This window comes from Staphylococcus epidermidis (assembly GCF_006742205.1).
Lineage (GTDB): Bacteria > Bacillota > Bacilli > Staphylococcales > Staphylococcaceae > Staphylococcus > Staphylococcus epidermidis.
In genome coordinates this window covers 1,093,526-1,111,604 of the sequence record NZ_AP019721.1, presented here as the reverse complement: position 1 = coordinate 1,111,604, position 18,079 = coordinate 1,093,526, and the positions used below count along the sequence as shown (strand labels likewise).

16 protein-coding genes are annotated in these 18,079 nt (G+C 31.7%); 5 read left to right on the top strand and 11 right to left on the bottom strand.

The features are described 5' to 3' along the window. Window positions 1–190: 190 nt before the first annotated feature. The 7 genes from FNL83_RS05560 to ezrA all read right to left on the bottom strand — a co-directional run bounded on the left by FNL83_RS05560 (window position 191) and on the right by ezrA (window position 8,563). Window positions 191–1,471: an acetate kinase gene (locus tag FNL83_RS05560; RefSeq protein ID WP_142191176.1), complete on the bottom strand. Its 1,281-nt coding sequence runs from the start codon at window positions 1,469–1,471 to the stop codon at window positions 191–193. Window positions 1,472–1,559: 88 nt separating this feature from the next. Then, window positions 1,560–2,507, bottom strand: coding sequence for a class I SAM-dependent methyltransferase (locus FNL83_RS05555; protein WP_002486205.1), 948 nt, complete (start codon window positions 2,505–2,507; stop codon window positions 1,560–1,562). A gap of 128 nt (window positions 2,508–2,635) precedes the next feature. Beyond that, on the bottom strand, window positions 2,636–3,130 hold the full coding sequence (gene tpx / locus FNL83_RS05550) for a thiol peroxidase (RefSeq protein ID WP_001832701.1): 495 nt from the start codon (window positions 3,128–3,130) through the stop codon (window positions 2,636–2,638). Between the two features lie 242 nt (window positions 3,131–3,372). Next, window positions 3,373–4,137, bottom strand: coding sequence for a sulfite exporter TauE/SafE family protein (locus FNL83_RS05545; protein WP_001830743.1), 765 nt, complete (start codon window positions 4,135–4,137; stop codon window positions 3,373–3,375). Between the two features lie 39 nt (window positions 4,138–4,176). After that, window positions 4,177–5,400 (bottom strand): tRNA uracil 4-sulfurtransferase ThiI, encoded by a 1,224-nt coding sequence (gene thiI / locus FNL83_RS05540; protein ID WP_001830758.1) that lies wholly within the window; start codon window positions 5,398–5,400, stop codon window positions 4,177–4,179. Continuing rightward, entirely contained in the window at window positions 5,400–6,539 is a 1,140-nt protein-coding gene (locus tag FNL83_RS05535; RefSeq protein WP_001830860.1) for a cysteine desulfurase family protein, read from the bottom strand. Before FNL83_RS05535 ends, thiI begins: the two co-directional genes overlap by 1 nt. A 329-nt stretch (window positions 6,540–6,868) precedes the next feature. Continuing rightward, entirely contained in the window at window positions 6,869–8,563 is a 1,695-nt protein-coding gene (gene ezrA / locus FNL83_RS05530; RefSeq protein ID WP_002468056.1) for a septation ring formation regulator EzrA, read from the bottom strand. A gap of 134 nt (window positions 8,564–8,697) precedes the next feature. On the opposite strand from ezrA, the gene FNL83_RS05525 reads away from it, so the two are divergent. Further along, a complete protein-coding gene (locus FNL83_RS05525; protein WP_001830812.1) occupies window positions 8,698–9,168 on the top strand; it encodes a GAF domain-containing protein in 471 nt (156 codons plus the stop codon). 220 nt (window positions 9,169–9,388) lie between these two features. Next, a complete protein-coding gene (gene rpsD / locus FNL83_RS05515; RefSeq protein WP_001830798.1) occupies window positions 9,389–9,991 on the top strand; it encodes a 30S ribosomal protein S4 in 603 nt (200 codons plus the stop codon). Between the two features lie 269 nt (window positions 9,992–10,260). Here rpsD and FNL83_RS05510 read toward each other — a convergent pair whose 3' ends face one another. Further along, the gene (locus FNL83_RS05510) at window positions 10,261–11,007 is read right to left on the bottom strand and encodes a glycerophosphodiester phosphodiesterase (RefSeq protein WP_001832720.1); all 747 of its coding nucleotides are present in this window, start codon (window positions 11,005–11,007) and stop codon (window positions 10,261–10,263) included. Between the two features lie 77 nt (window positions 11,008–11,084). On the opposite strand from FNL83_RS05510, the gene FNL83_RS05505 reads away from it, so the two are divergent. From FNL83_RS05505 to serA, 3 genes are all read left to right on the top strand, one after another. Next, window positions 11,085–11,525 carry an SACOL1771 family peroxiredoxin gene (locus tag FNL83_RS05505; RefSeq protein ID WP_001830816.1) on the top strand — a complete coding sequence of 147 codons (441 nt, stop codon included), beginning with the start codon at window positions 11,085–11,087 and terminating at the stop codon, window positions 11,523–11,525. A gap of 126 nt (window positions 11,526–11,651) precedes the next feature. Continuing rightward, window positions 11,652–12,815, top strand: coding sequence for a pyridoxal-phosphate-dependent aminotransferase family protein (locus FNL83_RS05500; RefSeq protein ID WP_001830752.1), 1,164 nt, complete (start codon window positions 11,652–11,654; stop codon window positions 12,813–12,815). Continuing rightward, complete coding sequence (serA, locus tag FNL83_RS05495) at window positions 12,805–14,400, top strand: phosphoglycerate dehydrogenase (protein ID WP_001830903.1); 1,596 nt, start codon at window positions 12,805–12,807, stop codon at window positions 14,398–14,400. The genes FNL83_RS05500 and serA overlap by 11 nt, the downstream gene beginning before the upstream one ends. A 79-nt stretch (window positions 14,401–14,479) precedes the next feature. Here serA and FNL83_RS05490 read toward each other — a convergent pair whose 3' ends face one another. The 3 genes from FNL83_RS05490 to FNL83_RS05480 form a co-directional block, all read right to left on the bottom strand. Beyond that, on the bottom strand, window positions 14,480–15,604 hold the full coding sequence (locus tag FNL83_RS05490) for an HAD family hydrolase (RefSeq protein ID WP_001830750.1): 1,125 nt from the start codon (window positions 15,602–15,604) through the stop codon (window positions 14,480–14,482). 95 nt (window positions 15,605–15,699) lie between these two features. Beyond that, complete coding sequence (nagE, locus tag FNL83_RS05485; protein ID WP_002456458.1) at window positions 15,700–17,172, bottom strand: N-acetylglucosamine-specific PTS transporter subunit IIBC; 1,473 nt, start codon at window positions 17,170–17,172, stop codon at window positions 15,700–15,702. 209 nt (window positions 17,173–17,381) lie between these two features. Further along, window positions 17,382–18,005, bottom strand: coding sequence for a lysophospholipid acyltransferase family protein (locus FNL83_RS05480; protein ID WP_001830872.1), 624 nt, complete (start codon window positions 18,003–18,005; stop codon window positions 17,382–17,384). Window positions 18,006–18,079: the final 74 nt, after the last annotated feature.

Sequence of the window (18,079 nt, the reverse complement as noted above, 5' to 3'; positions counted from 1 at the left end):
GTAACAGCTCAACGAGCTGAAAATCATCAAAAAAATTATAAAAAAGACAATTCCTATATTATTTCAATAGAAATTGTCTTTATTTACTTATCTTGGATCTTTTAGTCCCAGTCTCAATTTTATATGTACTAAAATTATTAAACACAGATAGAAAAGATGCTATTTAAATTCATTATTTCTATTTTTAAAATTAATTCACTTCGATACTTTCGTTGGTATCAAATTCTTCTTTTTTGGGTGTATTATCATTAAGTTTACCATATTTAATCACATCACGAGATATCATTACTTCTTCATCAGTAGGTACAACAAGTACTTTTACAGGTGAATGTGGATAGTTAATATAACCTTCTTCACCATGTAAACTTTCATTCTTCTTAGGATCCCAATAAACACCCATAAACTCAAGTCCTTCTAAAACTTTACCACGAATAATATGTGAATTTTCACCTATTCCTGCAGTAAATACAATAACATCTACACCATGCATTCTAGCTGCATAAGAGCCAATATATTTGTGAATTTTTGAAGCAAATAAATCCAGAGCAACACGGGAACGTTGACGTCCATGTTTAGCTTCTTCAGTTAAATCACGCAAATCACTTGATGTCCCAGTAAGACCTAATAATCCTGATTCTTTATTAAGTATTTCTAAAACTTCATCAGCTGTTTTACCCGTTTTTTCCATAATGAATGGTATTAATGCTGGATCAAGATTCCCCGAACGAGTCCCCATCGTTACACCAGCAAGTGGTGTGAATCCCATAGATGTATCAATAGATTCTCCACCATCTATTGCAGCTATAGATTCTCCACCATCTATAGCTGCAATAGATGCACCGTTACCGATGTGACAAGAAATAATTCTTAAATCTTCAATTGGTCTACCAACAATTTGAGCAGCTCTACGAGATACATATTTATGGCTTGTACCGTGGAAACCATACTTACGTATGCCATAGTCTTCATAGTAATGATATGGCAAGCTATATAAATAAGCTTGTTCAGGCATAGTTTGATGGAAAGAAGTATCAAACACTGCAACGTGTGGGATTTCTGGTAATAACTTTCTAAAAGCTCTAATTCCCATTAAATTAGCTGGATTGTGTAAAGGTGCTAATTCACTTAATTCTTCAATTTGAGATTCTACTTCATCAGTAACAACAACTGATTTAGGGAAAGTTTCACCACCGTGTACAACACGATGACCTGTTCCTTGAATATCAGTGATGTCTTTAATCATTTCATGTTCTTTAAAACTATCTAACATTATATTAACGGCTTCTTCATGATTATGGATATCTCTGATATCAGTAAGCTTCTCGCCATTAACATGAATGGTGAAGATAGAATCGCTTAAACCAATACGTTCTATCACACCTTTAGTTACTAGTTTTTCTTCAGGCATCTTAATTAGCTGGAACTTTAAAGATGAGCTACCAGCATTTACCGCCAAAATTAATTTTGACATAAGACATTGTCCTCCATCATTTGTTTAGTTATATTTTTCACATAATCATTTTATCATTAACACAGTTTGAATACTATATTGTTACAGACTATTTTTTTGTATGATTTGTGACTATCCACTGATTCAATTCAGAAATGAAACCTTGAAATTGTTGAGGATTTTTAAAATCAGGGATATTGGCTAATAAGACTTCAACTGGTCGAGTTTCGCCTGATTTTTTCTTTTGTAAAATCAATATAGATTTACGTGCTTTTTCATTTTTAAATAATGTTTTAGGTAAATTTAAAAATGCTTGCATCTCAGTCTCTGTAGCAATGAAATTTTCCAACTGTTTCACTTTATCATCTTCAAGGAGATGACTAGGAACAACTAAAAATGCATAACCTGCCCCTTTTAGCGCATTAATAGATTGTTCTATTAACAGATGATGGGAATAACTGTGTCCCTCTTCAAAGCCTAACTTCATTTCTCTACTACGTTCATCTAAAGGATAGTATCCTATTGGGAAATCTCCAATCACGACATCAGCCTCTTCCAATGGTAATGGCATAATCGCATCTTGAGGATAAACGTCAAACGGTATCTCTAAAAAATTAGCCAAATGCACACTTACACGTGATAGCACTGGATCTACCTCTATCAGATGATGCATAATTGTTTTATCAGAAAGTACTTCTTTCACAGCTGCACTTAGATGACCTGCCCCACTTGCAATATCTACAATGTGCATTTCCTTTTTATGTTCTAAAAAGCGTTGAACAAGAAAACCGAGAATGAGTCCTATAGAGTCAGGCGTGATCTGATGATTAGCTTGAATATTTTCTTCTTGTAATAAACTTAAATATGCAAATTGAAAAGCTTTCCTTCTATCTTGAAGCGTTGCTTGTTCTAAAAGTTCTCTTTGGTTTGTATAAATATCTTCCATAGCTAACCCTAAATTTTCGATAAAACTCTGTCCATTTTCTTTGTTTAACGTTTTAGCTTTATCATCTAATTTATGAAATAGACGTTCCATAATAGTATTTTCTTCAGACATAAAATATCCCTTTCTATTTAAAAAAGTGTCCATCCGTGATTGATAGTATGAATTAACTCTAAATAATTAATTTACTACTCGAACAAGTATGGACACTAATACTTTTTACTGTCAATAGTTCAAAATGACTAAATATTTCTGTAAGCTTTTAATGCAGCTTCAAAATCAGGGTAATTCGTACCTTCGCTGACAATTTCCTTATATACTACTTTATTGTTTTCGTTTAACACAAATACCGAACGTGCAAGTAAGCGTAATTCATCCATCACAAGTCCATAATTTCGACCAAAAGATAAATCTTTATGATCACTTAAAGTAATTACATTATCTAATCCGCTTGATGCACACCATCTTTTTTGGGCGAAAGGTAAATCTACTGATATCGTTAAAACTACACCATCTTCTGCTGAAGCTTCTTCATTAAACTTTCGAGTTTGACTATCACATACTCCTGTATCAATAGATGGTATAACACTAATTAATTTCTTTTTGTTTTTATAATCATCTAAAGTAATTTGATTCAAACTATTATCAAGCACTGTGAAATTTGGTGCGATATCACCTTCATTCACTTCAGAACCTGATAATTTAATGGGATTATTTTTAAATGTAATTTGAGTCATCGTAACGACCTCCTATCAACTTAGTTAATTATAATGATACGATAAAGAACGTATGGTTTTCAATTTTTTAGCCATTATCTATCAAAAAAATGAAAACCTTTCCAAAAAAACATCGTTCTTTTGTAATATAGTAATAAAAGAGGCCAAACAAATTTGCAAACATTAACTCGACAAGATAAGCAATACACACTCACTTAAAGTTTGTCTACAATTTCATTTGAACCTCTTAATCTAACAATTATTTACTGCACAATAAAATCGTAGAGATTTTTTATAATTAATATTGCAGTAACCACTAAAAATAAAGCTTTTACATATCCTACCCCTTTTTTCAAAGCAAATTGAGCACCTAACAACGCACCTATCATCATGCTAGAAGCCATAATAATACCATAAAAATAATTGACCTGACCTAAAATCATGAAAAATAATAACGCACCACAATTTGATGCAAAATTTAAAACCTTTGCATTACCAGCTGCACTTAAAAAGTCAAAGCCAAATAATAAAAGTGTAAATAGCATAAAGGAGCCTGTACCACCACCTAAAAACCCATCATAAAATCCAATAACAATAAATATTAATGTAAATAATACTGCTTTTGTAAAAGTAAAATCGGTAAATGTTCTTATATTTCCCCAATCTTTTTGTATGACGGTATAAATAAGAACTAATGACAATGCTATAATGATTAGCGGTTTTAAAATATTTGCTGGTATGTATGTCGCAATGATAGCACCACCACCAGAAGCAACAAATATTAGTGGAAACATCTTTCCTACTATTTTCAAGTCAACTTTACCTGAACGTAAAAATTTTAATGCACTTGTTAACGTACTAAAAGAACTCGCAAATTTATTTGTACCTAAAGCAACAGATGGTGGCAAACCAACTGCAAGTAATGCGGGGGTTGAAATTAGTCCACCCCCACCAACTACAGAATCGACGAATGAAGCGATAAAACCAAAGGCAACAATCATCAACATAATCGATAAATTCCAATCCATATTAAGCCTAACCCCTTTGTTTTTATTACATTACGAATTTTAGAATAAATCTTTAATCAATGAATCTGTAGATTGTTCTTTCGCACTTTTATAATTTTGATCTATTGTTAATGTTTCAATATTTTCAACTGCATTTTCTATCATTTCATCAAAATTAAATACACTTTCATATTTTATTACTTTGTCAAAGTCCGGTTCAGTTACAGGATTTTTCGGAGTAAATATTGTACAACAATCTTCATAGGGTTGAATAGATGTTTCAAATGTACCAAGTTCTTTCGCTTTCTTAATAATGTCTTCTTTATCTAACGTTAATAGAGGTCTTAAAACAGGTGTAGCTGTAACATGATTAATAGCGTACATACTCTTTAGCGTCTGACTTGCTACTTGACCAAGATTCTCTCCATTTACGATAGCATTAGCATTTATTTGATGTACAACTTTATCAGATATACGCATCATCATTCTTCTTGTAGAAGTCATCGTATAACGAGGATGTACAACTTTATTAATTTGCTTTTGTATTTCTGTAAATGGCACGAGATGCAATTTGATAGGACCAACACGTTCCGCTAGAATTCTTGTTAATTCGATAACTTTATCTTTGGCTTTTTCGCTCGTAAACGGTGGACTATGAAAATGTATTGCTTCAACAGTTACACCACGTTTCATTACTTCTATTCCCGCTACAGGAGAATCAATACCACCACTTAACATAAGTAATGTCTTACCACCTGTACCGACTGGCAGTCCACCTGCACCAGCGATTACTTTTTCATAAATATAAATAGCATCCATTCTTACTTCTATTTTAATTTCATAGTCAGGATTTTTAACATTCACTGTTATATTATTATTTTCTTTTAGTATTGCTCCACCGACTTGACGTTGCAATTCGTACGTATCCAATCGAAATGACTTGTCAACGCGTTTTACATCAACCTTAAAAGTTGAACCTTTTTCAAAGTCATGAGATAACTGTATTGCTGATTGATTAATTTTCTCTTCGTTTTTATCAATTTTTATAACTGGACTAATTGATTTTATACCATAAACTTTAGATAAGCGTTGAATGATTTCATTTATGTCTGCTTCAGGGGATAATTCTATGTACATTCTATCCCTCTTTCCTTTGACATGATAACCACTTAATGGAATAAGCGCGCGTTTCACATTATCTTTAAGTTGATTAACAAACATTTTTCTATTCGTACCTTTAAGCGTAAGCTCTCCATATCTAACTAATAAATGATCATATTGCATTACTTTAACAGCTCCTTAATTTCCTTATATACAGATTCAAATGCATTCATAAAACTTAATATATCGTTTTCAGTCGTATGTGCCCCTAAAGAAATTCTTATACTACCTTCTATTTTTGACTCTGCAATTTCCATTGCAAGTAAAACCTCATTCAATTTATTCATCTTAGAAGAACAAGCGCTTGTAGTTGAAACCATTACGTTTTGTTTGGAAAAAGCATTAACAAGTACCTCACCCTTAACACCTGGAAATCCTATATTTATAATATGAGGTGATGCATTTTGAGGAGAGTTGATAAATACATTTTTGTATTCTGCTAAAAATGAAAGTAATTTATTTTTATAATTGCTTAAACGTAAATTAAGCTCTTTTGTTTGATCAACTGCATTCTTTATAGCTCTAACCATAGAGATAGCCATTGGTAGATTAATTGTACCACTTCGTAGCCCATATTCTTGCCCACCACCATGTACTATAGGTTCTATGTTTTGAATATTTTTTAAAAGTAGTAGTCCCTGACCTTTAAGTCCATTAAACTTATGACCACTTAAACTCAAACTATCAATATGATTAATTTGCATAGGCACTTTACCTAAAGCCTGGACTGCATCAACATGAAAGTGTGCACGTGGGTAATTTTTTACAATATTTGCTATTTCTTCAATAGGTTGAATTTGTCCCATAATATTATTGACATACATACATGTCACAAGTCCTACTTTATCTGTCATTAATGATTTTAAGTGTTCTGTGTCCAACTTACCTTCTTTTGTCACATCAACGTATTTTAATTTAAAACCTTTTTCCCTTTCCAAATACCTCATTACTTCCAAAACTGAAGGATGTTCTAAGACTGATGTGATAATCTCATTAGCAGTTTCTTTTTTCATATACGCAATACCTTTTAGCAGTATATTATTCGATTCAGTTGCGCCACTTGTAAAAATGATATCAAACTGATTATTTAAGTTTAATATACGATTGATTTCACTTTTTGCTTTTAATAATAATTGTTCAGCTTGAACCCCTGCATGATGAGGACTATTTGGATTGAAGTATAATGTTTGGTTCACTTTCACGAATGAATCAACAACATCTTGATCAGCTTTGGTAGTGGCTGCATTGTCTAAATAAATCACTGATAACACTTCTCCTTCAAATTTTAATTAAATCTTGTTTTAATAATGAATTGTTTCACTATAAATTAACAAATTAGGATACTCAAGCATTATACTATTTTCTCACAAAATTAAAAGAGTATGACAATGAATTTTAATTCACTACTAGTAGAGCAATAAAAAACCTGAGACATTCATTATTGTCTCAGGTAATTTTGATTCATGCACAGTCCATGACTGTAAAAAAATACATTTATACTAATCTTTGACTCTATTAATTATGATTAAAATAAGATAGTAAATCTCATGTAGATTTAACTCACATTTGTATAATATTTATACACAAATTACTATTCTTTAATCACTTGCTCTTCAATATGTTTGGTAATACCAGGTTCAACACTTTCTAATGCTTCTTCAGCTATCTCTATCGCACGTTTATATCGGTTATTTTTAAATAATCGTTCAGCTTCATTTAAGCTTTTATCAACATGATGATGGTCCTTACGGTATCTATTACCATATTGAATAAGCTTTTCTGCGTATACAGCATTTACAAGTACATCGTTAGCTTCATCTTCAAATGTATTCATTTGAATAACAATTTTTGCTACTTTATCCTTTAGTTGTTTAACATGAATTGGACGTTCGCTAAATTGTTCATTTACTTCTCTTACTTCATTATCAATTTCATTTTTCATGATAATAAAACGTTCTGGGACGCTAGTTAAATTAGAAGCTAATAAACGTCGATAAACTTCTTCTTTCTTAGATTGCACTCTCAATAAATTATCTTCTGCTTCAGCTTCATCTTCGCGTAATTGGATAAGATGATTTTGAAGTTTATCTTGTTCTTTGTTAATCACAGATACATGATCTTCAAGGTACTGTAAATTATCTTGTACTTCACTGTAACGTACCGCAGATTTAGAAGTTTCTTTTAAAATATCATCATAAACTGAGATGAGACTTTGAATTTCATTTTCAAATTGTCTTACACTTTGAGCATCTGATTCATTAATATAGTAGTTTTCACGAACATATTCAATTTCGGTTTGTAATGTATAGTTCATATCTTTGGCCTTAAATAAGTCATCAGTAATGATATCTTTCGTTTCTTCAACTTCATTTTTGGCTTTTACTTCATATTCAATAAGATCATACATTTCATCTAATTTATCATTAATATTTTCAAGTTTATTATTAGCTTCATCTAATTCTAATCGACTAATCATTGGTTCAACAAAACTTAATTCTGTCTTAAGACTTTGTATTGTACCATCGACTTTGACATGGTCTAAATCATAGCCTTCAACCTTTAAGTCTCTACATCCATATTTTAAATCTTGAAACTGTCCTGGTAATTCTTTTTGAGTTTCTCGAATTAATTCTGGAATTTCATCCATATAAGATTTTAAATTTTTAATTTGATCTTCTAAAGCAGCAATGTGATTATGAGCTTGAACATAATTACCTTCACTTTTTAAATTCTCATATTCATTTAACTTGGGCTCATAATTTTCGATTTCATTTTCAAGTGGTTCAGCTGCTTCACCAAATTGATGACGATTGGCTAATACATCACGTTTCATTTCACGATAGTCAACTTTACACTTTTCATACAATGCTTCATTTTCTTTATGTAAGTTTATAATGTCGTCCACTTGAGTTACTTGATGCTGATAATTCTCTTCGTATTGATCCATTAATTCGTGAGCATCATCAATTTCAGTTTGTGCTGCCGTGAATTTAAATTTCTCTAACAACTCTTCAGCATTTTGAATTTTTTCTTCCACTGGAGCTAAGTATTTATTTGTAGTTTCTGTGTTGTCTTTTTTCATTGCATCATACTTAGTCTTTGTTTCACCTTTTAAATTTAAACCAGTAAGTTTTCTTAGGTTATCATCTAAAGGTAATTGTTCAATTTCGTTCTTACGCTCTTCTGTTTTTTCAATTAAATTTCTTTTGTTTGAGCGCATATAAAACAATACGCCAATAGCAATTAAAATAACTACTAATATTGCTAATATGATAAATAACACCATATACTTCTCCTCCTATTTTATCATCTTACATTATAACGTAATTTTGTGCGTCGTTAAATCACAAAATCAATTAATTGATAGATTATTTTTAAAAGATTATACTAAATTAAAAATTGTAGTAACGAGGTATGACGATGACAAAGAATATTCCAACAAATTACAAACTGATATCAAAACAACTTGCTAGTTTAATCGAAGATGAAAAGAATTTAATTGCAATATTAAGCAATACTTCTGCCCTTCTTAACGATACAATTGATCAAATTAATTGGGTAGGTTTTTACCTTATTGAAAATAACGAACTTATTCTTGGGCCATTTCAAGGTCATCCTGCTTGTGTACATATTGCTATTGGTAAAGGGGTTTGTGGCACTGCCGTTTCATCTGGTGAAACACAACGTGTTAAAGACGTCCATCAATTCCCTGGCCACATAGCTTGTGACGCAAATAGTCAATCAGAAATTGTTATTCCATTACATCAAAACGGCAAGATTATCGGAGTATTAGATATTGACGCTCCTATAAAAAACAGATTTTCACAAGATGATCAAGAAGGACTTGAATCCATTGTAAAAACTTTAGAAAAACAACTCAATCAAATTTAAAAAAATCTTGACACTTTCTTTTAAAATGATAGAATAATCTTTGTGTGAATTAACGAAAATAGCAGTTATATATTATCTAGCTCTATGTTGTTCCCAATGTGGACGTGTCGCGTAACTGTCGCTATAAGGTGAAGACACATAAAACAATATATCTCGATAAGCATGTAACACTCTTTTTTGTTTTTTCATAACAACAAAAAAGAAAAAGGAGGAGTCTCACATGGCTCGATTCAGAGGTTCAAACTGGAAAAAATCTCGTCGTTTAGGTATCTCATTAAGCGGTACTGGTAAAGAATTAGAAAAACGACCATATGCACCAGGACAACACGGTCCTAACCAACGTAAAAAATTATCAGAATATGGTTTACAATTACGTGAAAAACAAAAATTACGTTACTTATATGGAATGACTGAAAGACAATTCCGTAACACATTTGATATTGCTGGTAAGCAATATGGTGTACACGGTGAAAACTTCATGATTTTACTTGCTAGTCGTTTAGATGCAGTTGTTTATTCATTAGGTTTAGCTCGTACACGTCGTCAAGCACGTCAATTAGTAAACCACGGTCACATTGAAGTGGATGGTGGACGCGTAGACATCCCATCTTACTCATTAAAACCTGGTCAAGTGATTACAGTTCGTGAAAAATCACAAAACTTAGATATTATTAAAGAATCTGTTGAAATTAACAATTTCGTACCAGAATATTTAGACTTCGATGCTGACAACTTAAAAGGTACTTTCGTTCGATTCCCTGAACGTAGCGAGTTACCAGCTGAAATCAATGAACAATTAATCGTTGAGTACTACTCAAGATAATCGACTTCTATTTTTACACCCAATTCCAATCTTGGATTTGGGTGTTTTATTTTATGTAAAAATTTCTATCTCATTTTGGTTTTTAAGTATTTAAATGTATGATGCATTTTGTTTAATAAAAACTGGGATATTAAATAATATTCCAGTTTTTATTAACAATAATCAATACTCAACTTAATTGAAAATACGCTCTTATTTATTACTTTTTGAAGTAACTGATGATTGTACGTATTGAACTTCGCGTTCTATACCTACATTTCCTCTCATTCTTATAGCTCAAATAAATCTTCAGGTACATCGGAAATAATACCGTCAACACCAATATCTATTAATTTTTGTGATTCTTTTAATTTATTTACAGTATAAGGTAATACTTTTAACTCTTCCTCATGAGCAAGTTGCATAAATTTCTTCGAAACAATTTGATAATTAGGATTAGCATAATCAGCAACTTTGGCAATTTTTTTGAAATTTGGTAACTTGTGCCAATATTTTTTCTTACTAATTAATAAACCTAATTCATAATCTAAATTCATTGCTGACAATTTTTTTACACAATCAAAATCGAATGATTGTAAAATCACTTTAGATTTAGATATTTGTCTTTCCTTCAATTTATCAACAATCATATTTTCAATATTTGGATACTGACTAGGCTTTTTTATTTCTATTAATAATTTTTGTGAAAAGTTATCTGCTAAATCTAACACTTCATCAAAAGTCGGTATACTCTCCCCTTTAAATTTCTCTCCTTTATAGAAACCAAAATCTAACGCTTTTAATTCTTTTAAAGTAAAATCAGAAACCTTACCTTTACCATTTGACGTACGATCGATAGTATCATCATGTATAACGACAAGTTCTTTATCTTTTGTGTAATGTACATCAATTTCCAACATATCTATATGTAACATGAGCGCATGTCGATAAGCGATAATAGTATTTTCAGGATAATCTTCAGGTAATCCTCTATGCGCTACGATTTGGAAATGTTGATTTGGACGTCGAAATTTCATCAAAGTCACCTTTCTTTTAAACTTATTTAATTTGCCCTAAACTTAAATTACCATAATTAAATTGGAGGTCAATTCATATGGTTAGACATGATTTTAAAGTTAAAACTGAATGGCTAGGTGGACGCGAAGAAGTAGGTAAACTTCGAGGAGATATTATCAATGAAAATATATCCATCCCCTCTTCACTCGGTGGCCAAGGAGAAGGCACAAATCCAGATGAATTACTAGTAAGTGCAGCATCATCTTGTTACATCATTTCACTCGCTGCAACACTAGAAAAGAGTGGTTTTACTAATGTAAAAATTAATCAACAGTCAATAGGTACAGCCTCGTTTGAAAATAAAAAATTTAAAATGGAACGTATTACACATTATCCCTCAATTAAAGTACCCTCTTCTCAAACAGAAAAGCTTAAAAGTATTTTAGATAAATTATTAGTGATTGCAGATAATAATTGTATGATATCTAATGCAATACGGAATAATGTCATTATTTCAATTGAACCTAATTTAATATAAATCATATAGCTATCACAAATTTTAAACATGTAAACGTTTTAATTATGTGATAGCTATATAATAAGGGTTTTAAATATTCAGAATTTTTGCTAAAATAAATAAATCTTATTATGGGAGGAATGTACAATGCAGTATTACCAACCTTTATTATTAACACCTGGACCAACTCCTGTACCGGAACAAATCTTGAGTGCCGTACAATTACCAATGGTAGGTCATCGTTCTACTGACTTTGAGGAAATTGCTAGTGAAGCATTTAAAGGTTTAAAGCCAGTATTTGGTAGCAAAAACGAAGTACTTATTCTTACATCTAGTGGCACTAGCGTATTAGAAGCAAGTATGCTTAACATCGCGAATCCTGACGATCATATTGTGATAATTGTTTCTGGTGCATTTGGAAATCGCTTTAAACAAATCGCACAAACTTATTATAATCATGTACATGTATATGATGTTAACTGGGGTGAAGCTGTAATAGTTGATGACTTTATCACTTATTTAAAGCAATTAAACGTTCCAGTCACTGCAGTATTCACTCAATTTTGTGAAACATCTACTGGTGTCATACATCCAGTTCACCAATTAGGTCATGCACTTAAAGCTTTTGATAATTCCTTATATTTTATTGTTGATGGTGTAAGCTGTATCGGTGCAGTGGATGTTGATTTAACAAAAGATAAAATCGATGTATTAGTTTCGGGAAGTCAAAAAGCTATCATGCTACCACCAGGTCTAGCATTTGTTGCTTATAGCGATAGAGCAAAAAAACGATTTGCTGATGTAAAAACACCGAGATTCTATTTAGATTTAAATAAATACATAAAATCACAAGAGCAAAATTCAACGCCCTTCACCCCTAATGTTGGTCTATTTAGAGGAATAAATGCTTATGTAGAACTTGTAAAAAAAGAAGGATTAAATCACGTTATTTCACGCCATTTTAAAATACGTAATGCCTTAAGAGCAGCACTAAAGGCACTTGAATTAGAATTATTAGTAAAAGATGATGCTCATGCCTCACCTACTGTGACCTCATTTGTTCCAAAAAATCAAGAAGAACTTAATATCATTAAAAATCAACTTAAATCTCAATTCAATATAACTATTGCTGGGGGACAAGGACACTTAAAAGGACAAATTTTGAGAATTGGTCACATGGGGAAAATATCTCCTTTTGATATTTTAGCAGTCGTGTCTGCATTGGAAATTATTTTAACTTCTAATAGAAATGTCAATTATATTGGAACAGGGATAACTCAATTTATGGAGGTTATTAGACATGAGTCATAAGATATTAGTATCAGACCCAATTTCTGAGGATGGTTTACAAAGTATTTTAAAACATCCAGAATTTGACGTAGATATACAAACAGATTTATCTGAAAATGATTTAGTAAATATGATTTCAACTTATGATGCTCTTATCGTACGAAGTCAAACCCAAGTAACAGAGCGAATTATTAATGCTGCAACAAATTTGAAGGTCATTGCAAGAGCTGGTGTAGGTGTGGATAATATTAATATAGAAGCAGCGACTTTAAAAGGTATTTTAGTAATTAATGCTCCTGATGGTAATACAATTTCTGCTACAGAACATTCAGTAGCTATGTTGCTTGCAATGGCACGAAATATTCCTCAAGCACACCAATCTTTACGTAACAAAGAATGGAATCGTAAAGCATTTAGAGGGGTTGAACTTTATGGCAAAACCTTAGGTGTTATCGGTGCTGGTAGGATTGGTTTGGGCGTCGCTAAACGTGCGCAGAGTTTCGGTATGAAAATTTTAGCGTTCGATCCTTATTTAACAGAAGATAAAGCGAAGTCATTAGATATTCAAATTGCAACTGTTGATGAAATTGCCGAAAAATCCGACTTTGTAACAGTTCACACACCATTAACACCTAAAACTCGAGGAATTGTTGGTTCATCTTTCTTTAACAAAGCTAAACAAAACTTACAAATCATAAATGTTGCCAGAGGGGGTATTATAGATGAAACTGCACTTATTGAAGCATTAGATAATAACTTAATAGATCGTGCAGCTATTGACGTATTTGAACATGAACCTCCTACTGATTCCCCTCTCATTCAACATGATAAAATTATTGTCACACCACATCTTGGCGCCTCTACTGTAGAAGCGCAAGAGAAGGTTGCAGTCTCTGTATCTGAAGAAATAATTGAAATTCTAACTAAAGGGAATGTTGAGCATGCTGTGAATGCTCCAAAAATGGATTTAAGCAAAGTTGATAAAACAACTCAAAGCTTTATAGGTTTAAGTACAACTATTGGTGAGTTTGCTATTCAGCTTCTCGATGGTGCTCCGAGTGAAATTAAAGTTAAATATGCTGGTGACTTAGCGCAAAATGACACTAGTTTAATTACAAGAACAATTATAACGAACATCTTGAAAGAAGATTTAGGTAATGAAGTCAATATTATTAATGCATTAGCAATACTTAACCAACAAGGTGTCACGTATAATATAGAAAAACAAAAGAAACATTCTGGCTTTAGTAGTTACATTGAGCTAGAACTAGTTAATGATCAAGATAAAATCAAAATTGGCGCAACGGTATTCGCAGGTTTTGGCCCAAGAATAGTACGTATTAATGATTACTCACTTGATTTTAAACCTAACCAATATCAATTAGTAACATGTCATAAAGATAAACCTGGTATAGTAGGACAAACAGGCAACCTATTGGGAAGTCACGGAATTAATATTGCGTCAATGACTTTAGGACGTAACGATGCTGGTGGAGATGCTTTAATGATTCTTTCTATTGATCAACAAGCAAGTGAGGAAGTTATAAAAATTTTAAATGAAACAAGCGGATTCAACAAAATTATTAGCACTAAGTTAACAATTTGATTAACTACTTTCGTCTTTTTATAAACCAACAAAAATACCTCAGATTGAAATTAATATACAATCTGAGGTCATTTTTTGTCTATAATAGAATTTTTCGAATCTTAGTTATATCCTCTACTACATGATCTGCTCCATTTGCAACTAATTCAGAGTGAGCAGCTTTACCTTTTAAACCAGTTAAAGTACCAATGAACGTAGCCCCTATCTTCTTCGCACTTAATAAATCAGCTAAAGAGTCGCCTACTATGTAAACCTCATCTTTATTTACGATATCTTCTTGCTTTGTCGCATATCGTTCATATTGGTCATTATAATTTCCATTTAACGTAGCGATGTAACTAAACGGGTTAGGTTTTCCTAAAGGTTGATATTGAGGAAATTGTTTCTCTGCTAGCAACACCTCACTTGCCGTTACGATATGTTCATCTTTAAAATAAGATTTTAATCCCAATGATTGAAATGGAATAATTGTTTCAGTTCGAGGTCTACCAGTTGCTATCGCAATTTGATATCCCGCTTCTATTAGATTTTGAAGTAATAATTGAATTTCTTCTATAGGTTTAAGAATGACCTCATCATAAATGAAACCTTTCTTAAAATCTTGAATATCTTTTTTATATTCAACTTGATTAAATAAAGCTTTTCCTAAATACCATTCTTGATATATATCTTTTGCTAATGTCCATAAAGCACTTTTCAATTTAAATAAACTAGTGTTGTTAAGTTCTAATTGATTTTTAGCGTAAACTTCCAAATCTTCGTAAATAGCATCTTTACCATTTCTAAACGAAGCTATCACATCGTAAGGTAAGCTATAATTTATCGTTTTATCAGTTAAATCCTTTGCTATTTCCTTTAAAGTCTCTTTGGTAAACAATAATTCATCAAGTAATTGATCTCGTAATGATGGTTTTAATTGTTTAGCTTTATCAATTAAATGAATACTAAATACAATAAATAGCATATCCCAATTTGAATTTAAACCAAGTGACTTTAGTTGATTTAATATTCGGTCATTATTAAATACGTTTCTACGTATTTTGTTTATATCATTTTCAGTTAAATTACCATCAAAATGAATATCTATGTCACAATTTAAAAAATCTGGACTCGATAAAAGTTCAGCTACAGTAATTGCTGAAACATCAAAACATCGTTCTTCACTTAAAAATACGCCATCTACATCAAATAATATAGCCTTCATGCCTTACCCCTTTCATTTCAGAAAATTCTGATATAACTATATTACATGGTTCAATAAAAAAGGGCAAACTCCTTACGAGCCACCCCTTTCACAAACTAATTCATTTGGTGATCCATTTCATTGGCAACTTGTTGTACGTGTGTTCCAATAATCACTTGGGTATAATGGTGTCCATTTTGAGTTATACCAATAGCTCCAGCATTTTTAATTTTCTGCTCATCTATAATCGAATTATCTTTAAGCTCCAATCTAAGCCTTGTTGCACAATGATTTAAACTAATAATGTTTTCTTTACCACCTAATCCGTCTAAAATACGTTTTGCGTTTTGATAATATTTACTTGTAGTGGTTTTGTTCTGTAATACTTCCATTTCAGAAGTATCATTTGATGTTGGATCGATAAGTTCATTATCTCCCCTACCTATAGTACTTAAATTAAAGACTTGTATGACAACTCTAAAGATAACGTAATAGATAATAAAAAAGACTACACCCTGCAATAATAACATCCAAGGTTGATTAGATATCGGATTAACCAATGAAAGCACATAATCTATAAGACCTGCACTAAATGAAAATCCTGCTGTCCAATGAAACATTGCTGCTATAAATAATGATAATCCAGTTAAAACAGCATGAATAACAAATAAAACTGGAGCTACAAACATGAATGCAAACTCTATGGGTTCAGTTACACCCACAAAGAATGCCGAAACTGAACTTGCTAAAAACCAAGCATAAACTTGTTTTTTTTGATTCGTCTTTGCAGTATGATACATCGCCAAAGCTGCTGCCGGTACACCAAACATCATAACAGGGAAAAATCCTGCTTGGTATCTGCCAGTAATTCCCTTAATGGCATTTTTACCACTTTGAAATTTACCTATGTCATTTATTCCAGCAGTATCAAACCAAAATACATTATTGAGCGCATGATGCAACCCAGTAGGTATTAACAATCTATTAAAAAAACCATATAATAATGCACCGAATGGACCCATACCAACAATCCACTTACCAAAAGTAACTATCCCATTATAAACTGGAGGCCAAATCAATAATAAAATAATCGCTAAAATTGTACAAAAGAATGCTGTCATGATTGGAACAAGTCGTTTCCCACTGAAGAATGATAAGGCCATAGGTAAATTCGTTTCACTAAATTTGTTATAACTATATGCAGCAATCAAACCTATAATAATCCCTACAAACACATTTCCATTATTCATTTGACTGAATGCTAAATCAATTTTAGATTCTTTAATTTGTAACAAAGTTGCTAATTTTTCTGGAGATAGTACTACTGTAACTATAAAAAATCCTAACGCTGCCGCTAATGCTACTGCGCCATCATTCTTCTTAGCCATACCGATAGCTACACCAATAGCAAATAATATACCTAATTGCTCTAATATAGTGGTCCCAACACTTGTGAAAAAGAGTGCAGCTTGAGGAAGTATATTTAAAGCATCTAAAACATGACCTATGCCTACAATAATTGCGGCTGCTGGCAGAACTGCTACAGGTAACATGAGAGACCTACCCAAATGTTGCAAAAGTTTATACATTTATATCATCCCTTATTTTTATTATCAAACGTTAAAACACCGTAATACAAAATCGTTTTCTATTCCATACATTAAAACAAAATTATTTGCTCTAGAAAAATAATTATCCACCTTAATGTAAACGCTTAATTATAATCTAAAAGAAAGAACGTCTATACAAATCATTTAATTGTACGACGTTCCTCAACAGTAATGATATCTATATCACTCTATTTCTTTAAACTATGTGAAATTTCATTAAGTTCTTTTTGTAATTGAGTTGTGCGTCTTTCGATTTCTTTGGTTAAGAAATCAACTTTCTCGTTCCGTTTCAAATCCTTTGGAATATCATCCATCTCAATTGGTTTACCAATTTTGATTAATGCTTGACCTGTAATCAAACCATGAATTTTTTTTGGACCCACATAAGCTGCTGGTAAGATAGGTGCTTTCCCAAGCATTGCTATAGTAGCTGCACCACGTTTTAATGGGGCTCCCTCTACTGAAGTACGATGACCAGTTGGGAAAATACCTATAGTTTTATGTTCTTTAAGTAAATTCACTGGTTTTTTTAATGTACTTGGACCAGGATTTTCTCTATCAACTGGAAATGCATTTAGTGATTTCAAAAATTTGCCAGCCCACTGATTCTTAAATAATTCTTTTTTAGCCATATAATGGATTTGATTAGGTAGTAATGCCATTCCTAACATGATTACTTCGTTATAACTTTCATGCGTACAAGTTACAACATATTTACTATCTTTAGGAATATTTTCCTTACCAATAACATATAATGATTTAGACATTTTCACTAAAATAACATCTAAAATCTTACTTATAAAATTGTACATAATGTCACCTGCTTATTTTCTTTATCATAATGATTTTATCACTATCAAATTCATAGAACAATACAACACATGTT